This window comes from Candidatus Rokuibacteriota bacterium (genome assembly GCA_030647435.1).
Taxonomy (GTDB): domain Bacteria; phylum Methylomirabilota; class Methylomirabilia; order Rokubacteriales; family CSP1-6; genus AR37.
In genome coordinates this window covers 54,551-70,555 of sequence record JAUSJX010000141.1, presented here as the reverse complement: position 1 = coordinate 70,555, position 16,005 = coordinate 54,551, and the positions used below count along the sequence as shown (strand labels likewise).

The following is a 16,005-nucleotide window of genomic DNA, read 5'->3' as shown; positions in this document are numbered from 1 at the left end:
GGTGGTACACCCGGGATCAAGGATCCACAGGCCCGGGCCCGACCGCTCTCCAGAGGAGGCTTCCCATGGGTTCCCGATCCCGCTATTTCCGCGAAGGCATCATCGCCGGCCTCATCGGGGCGGCCATCGTTGCCGCCTGGTTTCTCATCTACGACGCCGCGCGCGGCCAGCCGCTCCGCACGCCGGCGCTGCTCGGCGCGGCGGCGCTGCAGGGCCTCCGCGATCCGTCGGCCGTCACGGTCTCGCCGGGGCTGGTCGTGCAGTACACCGTGCTCCACGGCGTGATCTTCGCGCTCTTCGGCGTCCTGATCGCCTACCTGATCGTCTCCGCGCAGAGCCAGCCGAGCCGCCTGCTCATGGTGTTCATCGCGCTCATGTCCTTCGAGGTCGCTTTTCTGGCCGTGCTCACATGGTGGGCGCACCCGGTGGTGACCGAGCTCGGATGGTGGGCGATTCTCGCCGCGAACGCGCTCGCCGCGGGAGGCATGCTCGTCTACTTCTTCGTGGGGTACCGTTCGCTCGGCCGGATGCTGCTCGGCCCCTGGACCCGCATCGCCCGCGAGGGGCTCGTGTCGGGGATGCTCGGGGCGGGGGTGGTCGCGGTGTGGTTTCTCCTCTACGACGTCGCGGCGGGCGTGCCGCTCCGCACGCCCGCGCTCCTGGGCGCCGCGCTCTTCCACGGCCTGCGTGACCCGTCGGCGCTCGTGATCAGCATGCCGCTCGTCGCCGAGTACACGGCCTTCCACGGCCTGGCCTTCGTCTTCTTCGGCTGGATCGCGGCCTCACTGCTCACGCTGGCCGACAGAGAGCCGACCCTACTCTTCGCCTTCATCATGCTCTTCTGCTGCTTCGAGGTGTTCACGTTCGCCATGATCGCGGCGCTCGCCCAGTGGCTGCTCGAGGCCATCACGTGGTGGACCATCCTCGCGGGCAATCTCCTGGCGTCCGGCGTCATGCTGGGCTACTTCCTGCGCGGGCACCGCGTGGCGTGGCGGGAGTTCCTGCACGCCCACGAGTGACCTGATATGGACGGCGGCTGGCGCGAGCGGGGCGTCGGCTGTCGCCCGGCGTGATTCGCTGCGCGTTCGCAAAGGCCTGACCGAGCATAAGGGGCCCGAATTTTCCAGGCATGACGCGCTTGACTCTTCGCCGCGAAAGCGCCGCCTCGGAATGGACTCGAAAGTTCCGCATAGCACGGACGTCCTCCACACCACGGGACGCCGCAACGTGTCGATGTTCCGCGCTGATCTCGCTGCTCCTGTCCGTGGCCTCCGTCCCTGCTATGATGCAACGCGCGCTGCGTCACTGTTTCTAGATGGTTCCGTCCAATTCTTAGGTGGTCTAGAGAAGAGAATCGAACATGCCTGAGGAAGTGCGACTCTGGAGGATCCAAGGCAGCGATACCCTGCGCGAGATCGCTCGATCCCCGCTCGATCTCGAAGCCCGGCTCGAAGATTGGCTGGAGCGTGACATCTCCGTGCTCAGCCCGGGCCTGCTGGTTATAGGCCGCCAGGTCGAGACGGACTTCGGTGGCTTCATTGACCTGCTCTGCCTCGACCACGCAGGAGATGTAGTGGTGGTTGAGCTGAAGCGAGACAAGACCCCGCGCGAGATCACCGCGCAGATTCTCGACTACGGGTCCTGGGTCAAGGACCTGTCGAACGAACGGATCACGGCCATAGGCGAAGCCTACCTCGGTCAGGGTAAGCTCGAAGAAGCGTTCAAAGGTCGGTTCGACGCAGATCTTCCCGAGACCCTGAACGAGAATCACCGCCTCCTTATCGTCGCTTCGCAAATCCACGCGAGCTCAGAGCGAATTATCAAGTACCTCTCAGACACGTACGGCGTCAACATCAACGCCGCAACCTTCCAGTACTTCAAAGAGCAGAACGGGCCAGAACTTCTCGCCCGCGTTTTCTTGATTGAGCCGGCCCAGGTAGAGCTGCAGAGTCGTACGAAGGGCGCGTCGAAGCGCCGTCCGAACCTCACCTACGAGGAGTTGGACGCGATAGCGGCAGAGAAGGGGGTGCAGGAGCCATACCGCCACGCGGTAGCCAATTTAGAGCGCTATTTCCAGAAGCACACGACCCGAAGCTCCATCGGCTTCACTGGTGTTTTCAACGGGGGCAAAAAGACTGTCGTCAGCCTCATCCCGCAAGAGAGCAACGCGAGTGACGGACTCCGGTTTCAGCTCTACTCCCTCCGGCTCCGCTCCTTTTTGAACCTGTCGGAGGACGCCGACCTGGCGATGCTGCCGCCGCGCCGCGATCCATGGATCTACTACGAGACCGCTGGTCCAGATTACGAAGGGTTTCAAGGTTTTTTTGCCAACCGCGCTGAGATCGATCGCTTCATTGATGGACTTGCAAGGTCGCAGAAGAGCGGGGCCACCTAACCCCGGCTTGCAGGCGACCGCCAATAGCCTCCGCTCCTACGTCGCTTCGGCTTTCGGCGGCGTCTGAAGCCAGCGTTGAGACCTCCCGCGCCTGACGGCGGGGGTGGTCGCGCCTAGTAGCGCAGCCCACCCCGTCTCATCCTGTGCCGCACGCCGCCCTGGTTCAATAGGGCCGCTAGGCCAGAGCTACACCCGGCCATGACCGAGGGGAGGCTGAGGGCGGAGAGGCATGGTACGCTCGCCGCGGCTAGGGTAGCGACGCCACGCGCAAGGAGACGAGCGTGACCACTGAGACCTACGACTGGGACGCGATCATCAGCGGGTTGAACCAGTATCTCCGGCTGCGCAGCATCCCGATCGGCATGAAGCTCTTCGAGAGCGCCGCCGACATGGAGGCGATCCCCAAGATCAGGCGGCCGAAGGTCAAGCACACGACGGACCAGATCGTCGCGCAGGCGCGCCAGCTCGGCTGGACCGTGGGCATCACCATGGAGGACCTGGTCGGCGCGCAGTGCGGCGCTGTGATCGGGCTCCATCCCCAGAATGAGGAATGGCTCTCGGGGCATCGCATGGCCGGCGTGTGGTTCAAGACGCAGGAGGACGCGAGCCTGCACCAGCACGCGATGGACTGCGTGCCGTTCGGCCGCTACAGCGCGATGGCGGTGGCGCCGCTCGCGTCGGGCAGGCTCGACCCGCCCGACATCTGCCTGCTGTACGGCACGCCGGGACAGATGATCTTCATGATCAACGGGCTTCAGTGGTCGGGCTACAAGAAGATGTCCTTCACGTCGGTGGGCGAATCGGCCTGCGCCGACTCGTGGGGCAAGGCGCTCAAGACCGGCGAGCCCGCGCTGACGATTCCCTGCTACGCCGAGCGGCGCTACGGCGGAGTGGCCGACGATGAGCTCTTGATGGCGCTGCCGCCGCGCTACCTGCCGAAGATGGTCGACGGCTTGGCGGCGCTGTCGAAGAACGGGCTCCGCTATCCGGTCCCGCCCTACGGCATCCAGGGCGACGCCGGGGCGGGACTGGCCGTCAGCTACTCCGACAAAGACAAGAAGTCCTAGCAGGCTGCTGAAAAGAGCCCATCTGCGCCATTTAGCAAGAAGACTGTTGGGGTGCCCTCGGCCGCAGGCTCAACGTACGTGGACGTTCGAGCTGAGGGGCTCAGCCCCGAGGCGAGGGCTGAGACAGAATTACGCTTCGCCTGCGGCCGTCGGGCGCCGCCTCGCATCTGGACCCTTTTGAGCAGCCTGTTAAAATCGGGTTGATCGCGCTAATCATTTGAGTGGGTAAATTGGTCGCATGTCTACCGGTTTGGTATCGCCCGCTGGTCTTGTACAGCGAGGCCTCTGCGGTAAATCTAAGCATGTTCATTTGGTACCCTCCTTTCAGTGTTTGGGTTTAACGGTCAAAGTATGGCGACAGTTTGGTGACCAGGAATGGAAACTCCTCGGTCACGTCGACGCGCACAAAAAACTTCTCGGTGAAATCGGTGTTGCGGTTGGTGTAGGAGAAAATGACCTCGACGATGTTGCGTGTGCTGCTAAGGGGTGAGGAACGAACTTTCACCGCCGTCAGCGAGAAGTCTCGTGTGAACTCTTCGGCCGCTTTTGTATAGATGGCGGGATAGCGCACGACCAGATAATTCAGCGCCCGATGCTCACCCGTCGCGCCGGTGTTGTCCGTCATCTGCATGATCCTATTGAACACTTCCTCCGCTGCGGGTCTAAACGTCTCTGGTTTGACCTTCTCAGGGCTCGGAATGGCTTTGATGAGCGTATCGCGGTCGAAGGAATAGATCTGGTCGAACGCGACAATCGGAACCATAAGCCCGTTGCATAGCTCTGGTGGAGCGATGGGGCCTTTTATCCCAATCACCACATCAATGTCATTTGGGCTGGGCATCGGGCGAATGGCTTCCACTAAACGCTCGAAGTCTACTGGGTCGCGCGGGTGCAAAATATAGGTCTCTAGGCCCTGAATGGTCAGCACCCAGCACATTTGGCGCGCTAGATAACGGTTTTCGCGTTTTGACAGGATGGCATGAAATACTTTGCGATCGGTCATTCCAGCGGTTTCAGAGCGACCCGCAACCTGGGCAAACTCTTTCTCAATCGATAGGCGCGGAAATCGTGCTTCGATCCGGCCAAGGGCATGGACGTAGGACATAGGCATAGAAGCCGCCCCGCCTGAGCAAGTTGGGCAAGGTGCCTCCTCAGCCGGTGGTGGCATAGCAACATACTCTTGGGCTGGCGTCATCGCGGCGACATCGTGACCCGCCGCAGCTTGGTTGGCTGATTGTTGTTTCACTTCGTTTTGTTCCATGGTTACTCTCCTCATAATCCGAGACCCGCATCTTCATCAAGGATGAATCCTGGAAGGCGTACTCGGTGTGGCAGATAGTCCTGCCCCTCTGCCTCAACGTCTTTGGCTTCATCTTCTTTCATAGACCTACTTAAAACTGGAGCTTGTCTCCCGGGCTGATCGGGAACACTTGAGTGGTTGTCTGGCCGAGCGCCGCCTGGTACTCCTGCGGCGTGCCCTTGAGCACGGGGAACGTGCCGTAGTGGAACGGGATCGAGTACTTCGGCTTGAGCATCTGATTGGTCGCGTACGCCGCGTCCTTCGGGTCCATCACGAAGTGTCCGCCGATCGGGATCATGATGAGATCGGGCTTGTAGTACTCGCCGATGAGCCGCATGTCGCCGAAGAGCCCCGTGTCGCCCATGTGGTAGAGCTTGAAGCCGTTCTCCATCTCGACGATGAAGCCCGCGGGCTGGCCGGCGGGGTAGGTCGTGCTCTTCTTCGTCGCCGGGTCGGTGACCGTCACCTCCGAGGAGTGTTCGGCGTGCGTCTGGGTGATCGTGATCTGCGGCCCCGCGGGCTGGACCTTGCCGCCCTTGCCGAAGCGGACGGCCTTGTCGGCCGGCACCCAGCCCAGGTCCACGAGGGTCTGCATGAGCCCGCCGTCCCCCAGCACCGTCGCCCCGGTGCGCTTCGCCAGCTCCGCCACGTCGCCCGTGTGGTCGCCGTGGCCGTGCGTCACGAGGATCACGTCCACCTTGCCGAGGGCGTCGAGGTTCTTCCATCCCACCGGCGTCTTGGGGTTGTTGACCATGAACGGGTCGATGACGATCACCTTGCCCGTCAGCGTCGTGATCTTGGTCGTCGCCTGCCCGAGCCACTGGACCTCGATCTTGTTAGTCTGCGCCCACGCCGCTTCGGCGGCCAGGCTGAAGGTGAGGGCTCCCGCGCCGAGCTTGAGGAAGTCGCGCCGTTCCATCTCCATGGTGTTCTCCTGTAGTGGTTAGGCCAGCGTGATGGTGTCGCCGACACGGATGAGGCCGTCGATGAGGATCTGCGCCCGCAGGCCCCCGCGATGAATCAGGGCCGCCATGGCGCCCTGCTGCGTGAGGCCGTCGAGGTACCTGCACGGCTCGCAGAGCCGGGTGCCGCGAAGCCGGACCGCGCCGACCCGGAACTCGCGGCCGACCAGGTGGTTGAGCGGAACGCCCGCGGTCTCGATGTTGCGGCGGCTCTCGGCCGCCGAGAGCTTGACGCCGAGGGCGGGAAGCGCCTCGAGGGTCTCCGTCTCGATCAGCGTCAGCTCGCGTCCGCCCTCACCGGGCTTGTCCGAGTAGTAGCCGGTGCCGGCGAAGTAGCGGTCACCCTCGAGGCCGCGGCCGGCGACGGCGCGCGCCTCCGGCACGGTTTCCATCGGCTGGCCCGCCGCGGAAGTGATGTGGATCGAGACCACCGACCCCTGCCACATGGCCGCCATGCTAAACGAGGCGGCCCCCTGAATCAAGCGGGCGGTCCAGCGGGAGCGCTTCACAGGAGCCCCTCGAGCGGGTACACTGCCCCTCACCTTTAGCACATCCGTCGACTCCAAGGGGGAACCCGACCGTGGGCGCTTTCGATCTGAAGGGTCGCGTGGCGGTGGTCACGGGCGGTAACGGCGGCATCGGGCTCGGCATGGGGCGCGGGCTCGCGGAGGCGGGCGCGGCCGTCGTGGTGGCGGCGCGCAATCGCGAGAAGAGCGCGCGGGCCGTCGCTGAGCTGCGTGGACTCGGTGGCGAGGCGGAGGCCATCGAGGTGGACGTCGCCGATGAGGGCTCGGTCGAAGCGCTCGTCAAGGCGACCGTGGCGCGCTTCGGCAGGCTCGATATCCTCGTCAACAACGCCGGCATGAACATCCGCAAGCCCGTCGAGAGCCTCGCGCTCGGCGAGTGGCGCCAGGTCATCGACGTCAACCTGACCAGCGCCTTCCTCGCGAGCCGCGCCTGCCACCCCGTGATGAAGAAGCAGGGCGGCGGCAAGGTCATCAACATCGGCTCCATGATGTCCATCTTCGGCGCCTCGTTCGCGCCGGCCTACGCGGCCTCCAAGGGCGGCATGGTCCAGCTGACCAAGGCCATGGCCGCCGGGTGGGCGGCGGACAACATCCAGGTCAACGCGGTGCTGCCCGGCTGGATCGACACGGAGCTCACGCAGCGGGCGCGCCAGCAGATCGAGGGGCTGCACGAGAGCGTGCTCAGGCGCACGCCGGCGAAGCGCTGGGGTGTGGAGCAGGACATGGCCGGCGTGGCCGTCTTTCTTGCCAGTCCCGCGTCCGATTTCATCACCGGAGCGGCCATCCCGGTTGATGGGGGCTATTCCATCCAGGGCTGACGGGGTAAACTCGCTTAACGATGATGCGCCATGTTGCCCGCTTGCTCTGCCTGATGCTGGTTCTCGCCGGCTGCGCGACCGCGCCCCCGATCGAACGGAGCGCGCCGCGGCCCACGTCGGGCGCCGCCCTCCGGTTCGGGGTGGATACGTTCGCGTTCCGCAACGACATCCGCTGGAAGAATCCGGGCAAGACCGACATGTACGCCAATTACTGCTTTGTCATGGCGCGCGCTGTCACGCAGTTCCATCGCTTCGCGCGCTTCGCTCCGGAGCTGCCGCGCGTCGAGCCTCCCGTCTACACCCGCCTCGTCAGCGAGGTCGTGGCGCGGGCGCCGTGGGAGGATCCGCTCCCTCCCGCGGAACGGGTCGTGATTCCCGGCTACGCTTCGCTCTACGAATTCTCCGCGGCGCAGGAGGCGGCCGTGAAGGCCGGCCTCGGCGGGTTCGTCTGGACCTTTATCCAGTGGACCAACTGGCGCGTGGTCTTCCCCGTAACGGGCGGGCAGCAGGAGCGCGTGGCGCGGGAGACTCTGGCCGAGCTCGACGCGGGGCGCATGGTCCAGCTTCTCGTGACCAACCTGCCCAAGGTCGAGCTGAACCACACCGTCATCGCCTACGACTACCGGATCTACGAGGGCCGGTTCATCGAGTTCATCGTCTACGACCCCAACGAGCCCGAAGAGCCGGGCCGGGTCGCCTTCGATCGGGCCGAGCGCAGCTTCTTCGCCTCCGGCGTTTACGACACCGAGCCCGGCGCGATACGTGCCTTCCGCATGTACTACTCCCCCTTCCTTTAATATGCCAGCCGAGCGCATCGCCATCGTGGCCGCCGGTGTGGTCACGCCCATTGGACAGGACCTCGACACCTTCTGGTCGGGGCTGCTCACGGGCGCCGACGGCACCTCGGCCGTGGAGCGTTTTCCGGTGGCGGATCTCCGCGTGGGGCGCGGCGGCGAGATCAAGAAGCTCACGCGCGCGGTGGACTGGCGGCGCGTCCCCGACTGCCGCGCGACACGGCTGCTCGTCTCGGCCGCCGACGATCTCTGCGTGCAGGCCGGCGAGCGGCCGCTGGACGTCGAACCCGAGCGCCTCGCGGTCGTCGTGGGCACGGCGCTCGGCGGGGTGGAAGAGGGCGAGCGCGCCCTGTGCGGCGGATCGGCGAGGCGTCTCCGCGCCGCGCTCTATGACGCGCCGGCGCACCGGCTCGCGCGCTGGTTGGGCGCCCGTGGTCCCGCCGTCACGGTCTCGACGGCCTGCGCCTCGGGCGCCACCGCGCTCGCTATCGGGGCCGACATGCTCCGCCGCGGCGAGGCCGACGCCGTCGTCGCCGGCGGCTACGACATCCTCTGCCGCTTCGTGATGCGCGGTTTCGACGGCCTCCGCTCGCTCACGCGGGAGCGCGTGCGGCCCTTCGACCGGCGCCGGAGCGGGCTCCTTCTGGGCGAGGCTGCGGGGCTGCTCCTGCTTCGGCGGGAGCGAGAGGCCGGCGCGCGCCGGCTCGGCACGCTCCTCGGCTACGGCAGCGCCAGCGACGGCGCCCACATCGCGGCGCCCGACCCGGACGGCCGCGGCATCGAGCGCGCCATGCGTAGGGCGCTGGCGGACGCCGGGGTCGGACCTGACGCTATCGACTTCGTCAGCGCCCACGGCACCGCGACGCCGCTGAACGATCCAATCGAGGCGGCCGCGCTCCGGCGCGTGCTCGGCGCTCGCGGAGGCGAGGTGCCTGTCAACTCGATCAAGGGCGCGCTCGGCCACACCATGGGAGCGGCGGCGGCGCTCGAAGCCATCGTCTGCCTCCTCGCGGGGCGCTACGGCCAGGTGCCGGCCACGCTCGGCCTCGAAGAACGCGACCCGGCCTGCGACATCGACTGCGTCCAGGGCTCGCCGCGCGCCGTACGGCCGCGCGTGAGCTTGTCCACGTCGCTCGGCTTCGGCGGCTGCAACGCGGCCCTCGTGATCGAGAGCGCCTGATGCGCGCTCCGGCGATCCGGGCCGTGGGGCTGCTGTCGGGCTGGGGACCTGGCGCGGCGGCCGTGCCCTCGGACGCCGCACGGGCCGCCGTGGGACGCGCCGTCCTGAGCATCGAGCGGCCCGCCTTCACCCACGAGCGCTTCCGGCGCTCGCGGCGCGAATCTCTCCTGGGGGTTGCGGCTGTGGGCGCCATGCTGGAAGATGCTGGGGTAGGGGCCGAGATCATCGCGGGCGAGCGGACAGGGCTTCTCTTCGCCACCGCTGCCGCGTATGCGGCCTCCAACCGCGAGTTCATCGAGGCGCGGATCGGCGGCATGTATTTCCCCTACACGGCGGCCGCCGCGGTGCCGGCCGAGGTCGCCATCGAGTTCGGGCTCACAGGCCCGTACGAGATCCTGATCGGCGGGCCCACGGCGACGATGAGAGCCATCGCGCGCGCGGCGGCGCTCCTGGAATCTGGAGCCTGCGACCGCGCGCTGGTCCTGGCTGTCGAGATCTTCGAGGAGTGCGAAAATCTCTTCGCGCGAGCGCGGGGGCGGCTCGCGCGGCCGCTGGTGGAGGCGGCCGGCTGCCTCTGGCTCGAGCCGGGCGAGGGCACGCTCAGCTTCGATCAGAGGCGTGGCGGGCGGCGGGAGACGGGAGGCGTGCGGCAGCGCCTCGGCGAGATGCTGGCTTGCGAGCCCGTGGCGGTCCTGGCCCTCGCGCGCGACGGCGGCGCCACGGGACCGCTACGCTTACAGGGCGCATGGCGGGGCGAGTCGGCGCGGCTCGCGTGGAGCCAGAGCCCATACCAGATGCGCGGGGCGGCGCGGCCCCGGCGGAGGCGGATCGCATGACGCAGAAGGAGATCCTGGACGAGCTCAAAACGCTGATCGTCGAGCGCCTGAAGTTCGATCCGGGCCGCGCGGCCGAGATGACGCTCGAAACCACGCTGCCCAAGGGCGTCGAGGGCTCGCTCGGCCTCGACTCGCTGGACTTCATCGAGCTCTCCGTCGCGATGGAGGAGCGCTTCGGCATCGTCATCGACGAGACCGAGAGCCTGGCCGACGATTTTCTTTCCCTCGACACCCTGTCCCGCTTCGTCCTCTCCAAGTTGAAATGACGCGCGTCGTCGTCAGCGGCCTCGGCGTCGTCAGCCCCTACGGCGCCGGTGTTAAGACCTTCTGGGCCGGCCTGGCCTCGGGCCAGTGCGCCATCCGGCCGCTGACCGTCATCGACACGGAGGGTTTTCGGTCGCGCATCGCGGCGGAGGTGCCCGCCGACGTCGTCGGCGCCCTCGGCGTCTCTCGCCGGCGCTCGCGCGCCGACCGCCTGGCCCTTGCCGCGGCCCGCGAGGCCGTGGCCGACGCCGACCTCGCGCCGCGGGACCGGACGGACATGGCGCTCTTCGTCGGCGCCGTGGGCGGCGGCATGCTCGAGGGCGAGGGTTGGTACTGTGAAGAGGCGCTTCGCCTGCGGCCCTCGCCAAGGATCGGGGCGCTCCGCTCCATCCTGCCGGCGAGCCACGCGGAGATGCTCGGCTGGCGGCTGGGGCTCGGCGGGCCCAGGGAGACCGTGGTCATGGCCTGCGCCTCCGGCGCGGCCTCCATAGCCTTCGGCGCCGACCTCATCCGCTCCGGCGCGACCCCGCTGGCGCTCGCGGGGGGCGTGGATGCCATCACGCGCATCTGCTTCATGGGCTTCAATGCGCTCAAGCTGCTCGACCCCGAGCCGTGCCGGCCCTTCGACCGCGGGCGGCGCGGCATGTCCATCGGCGAAGCAGCCGCGTTTGTCGTGCTCGAAGACTCCGAGCACTGCCGCCGGCGCGGCGGGCGCGTGCTCGGCGAGCTCCTGGGCGCCGGCGTCACCACGGACGCCCACCACGTCACGGCGCCGCACCCGGAGGGCGAGGGGATGATCCGCGCCATGTCCGATGCGCTCGACGCGGCCGGGCGCGAGCCGGGCGACATCGGCTACGTCAACGCGCACGGCACGGGGACGCCGCAGAACGACCGTGTCGAGGCCCTGGCCATGGCGCGCGTCTTCGGGGAGGGCCGCGTGCTGGTGAGTTCGACCAAGTCGCTCGTCGGCCACACCATGGCGGCGGCGGGCAGCGTCGAGGCGGTGGCGACCCTCCTCGCGCTGCAGCACGGGCTGATTCCGCCGACCGCCAATCTGACCGATCCGGACCCGGACGTGCCCTTCGACTGCGTCGCTCAGACGGCGCGCCCCGTCGAGCTGCACGCCGCGCTGTCCAACTCCTTCGGCTTCGGCGGCCACAACGTGAGCCTGATCTTCGGCCGATAATGTCCGGGCGCCGGGTCGTGATCACGGGGATGGGCTCGGTCAGCGCGGCCGGGGCCGGCGGCACAGCGGCCGTGGCCCAGGCGCTCGAGCGGCGGAGGGCCACCATTGCGCCACTCAAAGCCTTCACCCTGGACGGGTGCGCGAGCCGCCTGGCTGCCGAGGTTAGCGACGCGCGGCTCATGGCGCTGCTTGACTCCGACAGCGTGCGCCGGCTCTCGCGGATCTGCCGCATGACCCTGGCCGCCTGCCGCCTGGCCGTCGAGGAGGCCGGGCTCGAGGGCGGCCCGCGGCTGGGGCTCGTCGTCGGCAGCGAATTCGGCGACTTCCGCTCGGGCGCGGAGTTCTTCGACGGCTTCCTCCGCCGCGGGCCGGCGGGGCTCTCGCCGATGGTGTTCCCGAGCACGGTGATGAACAGCATGGCGGCAGTGGCGGCCATCGCCATCGGCGCCAAGGCGTCCTCCGTGACGCTCAACCAGGCGACGGTGGCCGGCGATCTGGCCGTGGCGCGGGCGGCCGCGCTCATCGCCGACGGGCGGGCGGAGGCCGTGGTCGCCGGCGGCGTGGACGAGCTCTTCAGCGACGTCTACCGGAACCTGGCCCGATTGGGGGCGCTCTCTCCGATGGGCGGCGGTGCTCCCGAAGGCTGCCGCCCCTTTGCTCACGACCACAACGGGCCCGTGCTCGGCGAAGGCGCCACCTTCCTGGTGCTGGAGGAGAGGGAGGCGGCGCGGGCGCGCGGCGCCGCGATCCATGCCGAAGTCCTGGGTGCCGCCTGGGGCGGCATCCCGGTGGCTCCGCACACGGCCCCTGCCGGCCGGCGCGACGCGCGCGCCATCGCGCGCCGGGCGTTGGACCAGGCGGGCGTCGAGGCCGCGTCTCTGGCGCGCTGCTACGGCTCGGGCAACGGCGACCCGGCGCTCGATGACTGGGAGCTGCGGCTGCTCGCGGCCGACGGCGTGCGGGATCCGGTGTCGCTGGCGCCGCTCTTCGGCCAGCATGGAGGACTCGGCGCCCTCCGTGTCGCCGCCGCAGCGCTCGACGCGCGCGCGGGGCGCGCGCCCGCGCTGGTGCACGGGATCGCCCGCGGCGGCTGCCGTACGGCCCTTGTCGTCGGGCAAGCGGCATGAGTGACCACGTCGCCGTCATCCCGGTCTTCAACGAGGCCCCGACGATCGGCGCTCTCGTGGCGCGCGCGGTGCGCCATGGCCCCGTCCTCGTCGTGGACGACGGCTCCTCCGACGGCAGCGCCGACGCGGCCGCGGCCGCGGGCGCCGCCGTGCTCCGCCTCGCCGGTCGCTGCGGCAAGGGCGGGGCGCTGCGCGCGGGCTTCGCCGAGGCGCTCTCCCGCGGCGCCGAGCGTGTGCTCACGCTCGACGGAGACGGGCAGCACGATCCCGATGACATTCCGCAGCTTCTCGCGGCGTCCGCCGCCCTGCCGGGAACGCTCGTCATCGGGAGCCGGCTCTCCGATGGCGGCGCCTCCATGGAGCCCGCCCGCCTGAACGCGCAGCGGGTGGCCGGCTTCTTCATCAACTGGCTGACCGGGCAGGCCGTCGCCGACACGCAGTCCGGGTTCCGCGTCTACCCGCGGAAGCTGCTCGAGGCGGTGAGGCCGCGGCGCGGCGGCTTCGTGCTCGAGAGCGAGATGCTCTTGCGGGCCGCCGCGGCGGGCTTCGCCATCCGCGAAGTCCCGGTGACGCCGGGGCTCGGGGCGGGACGGCCGAGCCACTTCCGGCCGCTCCGCGACGGCACCGCCGTGGCGACGTATCTCATAGCCCGCGGCATCCGGCGCTGGGTCCGGGATGCGGGGATCGTCGCGGCGGTGCTCCTGAGGCCGCTCACGCCCGCGCGCCTCAAGCAGCGTCACCGCGAGATGCACCGCTTCGCGGCGCCGTACCGCTACAACTACGGAGCCTACGCGATGGCGATGGGAGCCTTCATGCTCGACCGCATCGCCCAAAGCTGGCGGGGTTGGTGGTGGGACCCGCGGGCCTGCGTCATGCGCCGCGCGGCCCTGGCAACCGCGGCGCTGCCCGTGCTGGCGGCGGCAGCGGCGGTGCAGGGGGCGCTCGGGCTCGGACGGCGTCCGGGTCCCAACCTTGTCTCGCCCCTCGTACGGCGGATATTTTCACAGGAACGGCTGGCCGCGTCGCTGCCCGGCGCCGCGCGGCCCGAGTCACCGCCGGCGGACTATGATGTCCTTGTCGTGGGTGGCGGGCCGGCCGGCTCGACGGCCGCGACCTTCCTCGCCCGCGGGGGCCTGCGCGTGGCGATCGCGGAGCGCGAGGTCTTCCCGCGCTTTCACGTCGGCGAATCGCTCCTGCCGGCCATGATGCCGCTGCTCGACCGGCTCGGTGTCCGCGAGCGGATCGAACGGCACGGCTTCCTCGTCAAGTACGGGGCGGCCTTCCACGACCAGGAGTCCGATCTCGAGTACCGCTTTTACTTCCGCGAGGGCCAGCCGTGGCCGAACTACAGCTACGAGGTGCCTCGGGCGGAGTTCGACCAGATCCTCTTCGAGCACGCCGCCAAGGAGCCGGGCGCGAGCGTGCTTCAGCCGGCCACGGTGGAGCGGGTGGAGTTCGACGCGGACGGCGCGACCGTCGGGATCCGCGAGGGCGGCGAGTCGCGGGCGCTTCGCGCGCGCTTCGTCGTCGACGCCAGCGGCCGGGACGGCTTTCTCGCCTCGCGCCGCGTGGGCCGGCGCGCTCCCATCCCGGGCCTCGGCAAGGTCGCCCTCTTCGCCCATTACGAGGGCGCGCCGCGCTGGCAGGGGCGCGACGAGGGGTTGATCCGTCTCTACATCTTCGAGGACGGCTGGTTCTGGTGGATCCCGTTCGCGGGCGGCCTGACGAGCATCGGCTGCGTCCTCCACGCGAAGACGGCGCGGGGGCGGGAGGGCACGCTCGAGGCGCTGTACGAGGAGATGATCTTCCGCTGCCGCCGGGTCGCGGAGGGGCTCCGCGGGGCCCGCCGCGTCACACCCGTGCGGAGCGCGGCGAACTTCTCCTACCTGACACACCCGGTGGCGGGCGACCGCTTCCTCTGCGTCGGCGACTCGCTGGCCTTCGTGGATCCCATTTTCTCCTCGGGCGTCTACATCGCCATGCAGACGGGCGAGATGGCGGCCGCGGAGATCCTCGCCGCCTTCGCCGAGGACCGCTTCGAGGCGCGGCGCTTCAACGGGTACGTGCGGCGCGTCCATCGCGGCGTCAGCCCGTTCGTCCGCTTCATCCGCCGCTACTACGAGCCCGCCTTCCTCGAGGTCTTTCTCCAGCCGCGCAACCGGCTGGGGATCCTCGACAGCGTCCTGGGAGTCCTGGCGGGCGGCGCCTTTCTGCGCATGCGGCTTCGCATGCGGGGTTCGCTCACCGTCTTCTTCGCGATCGTGCGCGTCACCCGGTGGCTGCGCCGCTGGCGCGGCCGGCCCGTGGAGTCGAGGCTCGGCTGGTGAGGCTCCGGGAGTTTTTGCCCCGGGGCTACTCCTTTACGGTCGTCGGCATCGCCGTTGGGGTGGCGGGACTGGTGTCGCTGGGCGCCATGGCCGAGCGCATCACGCGCTTCATCGAGGGCGGCGACCGCTTCGTGCTGGGCCAGATCTCCGTCGCGGGCGAGGGGATGGGCATGGGTACGGGCTTCACCGCCGGCGGGCTCCTCTCCGCGGCCAAGATCCGCGAGATCGCCGCCGTGCCCGGAGTCTCCGGCGTCCAGGCGCAGGTGATGCTGCCGCTCAATACCAGCACGTCGCACTTTCTCACGCTGACCCAGGAGCTCATCATGGGCATGGACGTGAGCGTGCCCATCCCCAACCGCCACTACCGCGAGCTGCCGGTTGCCGCGGGGCGGCCGCTCCGCCCGGGCGATCGGCGGGCCACGGTGCTGGGTGCGGACTTCGCCGCCTCGCGGCATCTCAGCGCCGGCGCCTCCGTGACGCTCGGCGGCCAGGACTTCACCGCCGTCGGCATCCTCGAGAAGACCTTCACGGCCCCCGATCGCTTCGCGCTCGTCCCCATCGAGGACACGCGCGAGCTGTGGCTCCGGCGGGACCCGCTCCTCGTCCAGGTCTTCGGTTCGGGCTCCCTGCGCCGCGGAGACCTCAACACCGGCGCCGCGGTTGGTTGGCGCGACGGCGAGGACCCGGACGCTCTGGCCCGCCGCATCCAGGCGACGGTGGCCGGCCTCAACGTCACGATTCCCGGCGAGCTGAGCCGCCTCCTCCGACAGTCGACCGCCTTCTTCTCCGCGCTCCTGCTCGGGATCGGCGCCCTTGGGCTTCTCATCGGAGGCCTGTCGCTCGCCAACACGGTGACGGCGGCCGTCTTCGAGCGCATCCGGGACTTCGGCATCAAGCGCGCGCTGGGCGCCACGGATCTCGATCTTCTCGGCGAGGTGTTGGGCGAGGGAATCCGCGTGAGCCTCTGGGGCGGGGTGGCCGGCGTGCTGCTGGCGTGGAGCATCGGCACCGCGGTGGACGCGCGCGTGCTCCGCGACGGGCAGCAGCTCTTCCTCTTCTCCCCGCGCCTCCTCGCCTTCGCCCTTGTCTTTTCGCTCGCGCTGGGGGCGCTCGCGGCCGGCTACGCGACGCTCCGGATCGCGCGGCTCTCGCCCGCCGAAGCGATCCGGCGCGGCAGTTGATGTTCGAGCCGAGACATGGCCGAGCTGCCGCAGGCACGAGC

The 16,005-nt window shown here is 69.0% G+C and carries 15 protein-coding genes; 12 read left to right on the top strand and 3 right to left on the bottom strand.

What is annotated here, in order from left to right:
- Positions 1-65: 65 nt before the first annotated feature.
- From Q7W02_25080 to Q7W02_25070, 3 genes are all read left to right on the top strand, one after another.
- Complete coding sequence (locus Q7W02_25080; protein MDO8479405.1) at positions 66-1,019, top strand: hypothetical protein; 954 nt, start codon at positions 66-68, stop codon at positions 1,017-1,019.
- A gap of 341 nt (positions 1,020-1,360) precedes the next feature.
- Positions 1,361-2,395 (top strand): endonuclease NucS, encoded by a 1,035-nt coding sequence (locus tag Q7W02_25075; GenBank protein MDO8479404.1) that lies wholly within the window; start codon positions 1,361-1,363, stop codon positions 2,393-2,395.
- Between the two features lie 281 nt (positions 2,396-2,676).
- Positions 2,677-3,462, top strand: a complete 786-nt coding sequence (locus Q7W02_25070) for a DUF169 domain-containing protein (GenBank protein ID MDO8479403.1) — start codon at positions 2,677-2,679, stop codon at positions 3,460-3,462.
- Positions 3,463-3,799: 337 nt separating this feature from the next.
- On the opposite strand, the gene Q7W02_25065 is transcribed toward Q7W02_25070, so the two are convergent.
- The 3 genes from Q7W02_25065 to Q7W02_25055 all read right to left on the bottom strand — a co-directional run bounded on the left by Q7W02_25065 (position 3,800) and on the right by Q7W02_25055 (position 6,179).
- Complete coding sequence (locus Q7W02_25065) at positions 3,800-4,723, bottom strand: hypothetical protein (protein MDO8479402.1); 924 nt, start codon at positions 4,721-4,723, stop codon at positions 3,800-3,802.
- 130 nt (positions 4,724-4,853) lie between these two features.
- Positions 4,854-5,687: a metal-dependent hydrolase gene (locus Q7W02_25060; GenBank protein ID MDO8479401.1), complete on the bottom strand. Its 834-nt coding sequence runs from the start codon at positions 5,685-5,687 to the stop codon at positions 4,854-4,856.
- A gap of 18 nt (positions 5,688-5,705) precedes the next feature.
- Complete coding sequence (locus tag Q7W02_25055) at positions 5,706-6,179, bottom strand: MOSC domain-containing protein (GenBank protein MDO8479400.1); 474 nt, start codon at positions 6,177-6,179, stop codon at positions 5,706-5,708.
- 125 nt (positions 6,180-6,304) lie between these two features.
- Here Q7W02_25055 and Q7W02_25050 point away from each other — a divergent pair, with 125 nt between their 5' ends.
- The 9 genes from Q7W02_25050 to Q7W02_25010 are packed head-to-tail and all read left to right on the top strand — an operon-like array spanning position 6,305 to position 15,964.
- Positions 6,305-7,069, top strand: coding sequence for a glucose 1-dehydrogenase (locus Q7W02_25050; protein MDO8479399.1), 765 nt, complete (start codon positions 6,305-6,307; stop codon positions 7,067-7,069).
- Positions 7,070-7,089: 20 nt separating this feature from the next.
- The gene (locus tag Q7W02_25045; protein MDO8479398.1) at positions 7,090-7,866 is read left to right on the top strand and encodes a hypothetical protein; all 777 of its coding nucleotides are present in this window, start codon (positions 7,090-7,092) and stop codon (positions 7,864-7,866) included.
- Position 7,867: 1 nt separating this feature from the next.
- Positions 7,868-9,043 (top strand): beta-ketoacyl-[acyl-carrier-protein] synthase family protein, encoded by a 1,176-nt coding sequence (locus Q7W02_25040; GenBank protein ID MDO8479397.1) that lies wholly within the window; start codon positions 7,868-7,870, stop codon positions 9,041-9,043.
- Positions 9,043-9,879: a beta-ketoacyl synthase N-terminal-like domain-containing protein gene (locus Q7W02_25035; GenBank protein ID MDO8479396.1), complete on the top strand. Its 837-nt coding sequence runs from the start codon at positions 9,043-9,045 to the stop codon at positions 9,877-9,879. The genes Q7W02_25040 and Q7W02_25035 overlap by 1 nt, the downstream gene beginning before the upstream one ends.
- Positions 9,876-10,145: an acyl carrier protein gene (locus tag Q7W02_25030; protein ID MDO8479395.1), complete on the top strand. Its 270-nt coding sequence runs from the start codon at positions 9,876-9,878 to the stop codon at positions 10,143-10,145. Before Q7W02_25035 ends, Q7W02_25030 begins: the two co-directional genes overlap by 4 nt.
- The gene (locus tag Q7W02_25025) at positions 10,142-11,329 is read left to right on the top strand and encodes a beta-ketoacyl-[acyl-carrier-protein] synthase family protein (GenBank protein MDO8479394.1); all 1,188 of its coding nucleotides are present in this window, start codon (positions 10,142-10,144) and stop codon (positions 11,327-11,329) included. Before Q7W02_25030 ends, Q7W02_25025 begins: the two co-directional genes overlap by 4 nt.
- Positions 11,329-12,456 carry a beta-ketoacyl synthase N-terminal-like domain-containing protein gene (locus Q7W02_25020; protein MDO8479393.1) on the top strand — a complete coding sequence of 376 codons (1,128 nt, stop codon included), beginning with the start codon at positions 11,329-11,331 and terminating at the stop codon, positions 12,454-12,456. Before Q7W02_25025 ends, Q7W02_25020 begins: the two co-directional genes overlap by 1 nt.
- Positions 12,453-14,783, top strand: a complete 2,331-nt coding sequence (locus Q7W02_25015) for a tryptophan 7-halogenase (protein MDO8479392.1) — start codon at positions 12,453-12,455, stop codon at positions 14,781-14,783. Before Q7W02_25020 ends, Q7W02_25015 begins: the two co-directional genes overlap by 4 nt.
- Positions 14,780-15,964, top strand: a complete 1,185-nt coding sequence (locus Q7W02_25010) for an ABC transporter permease (GenBank protein MDO8479391.1) — start codon at positions 14,780-14,782, stop codon at positions 15,962-15,964. Before Q7W02_25015 ends, Q7W02_25010 begins: the two co-directional genes overlap by 4 nt.
- Positions 15,965-16,005 lie beyond the last annotated feature (41 nt).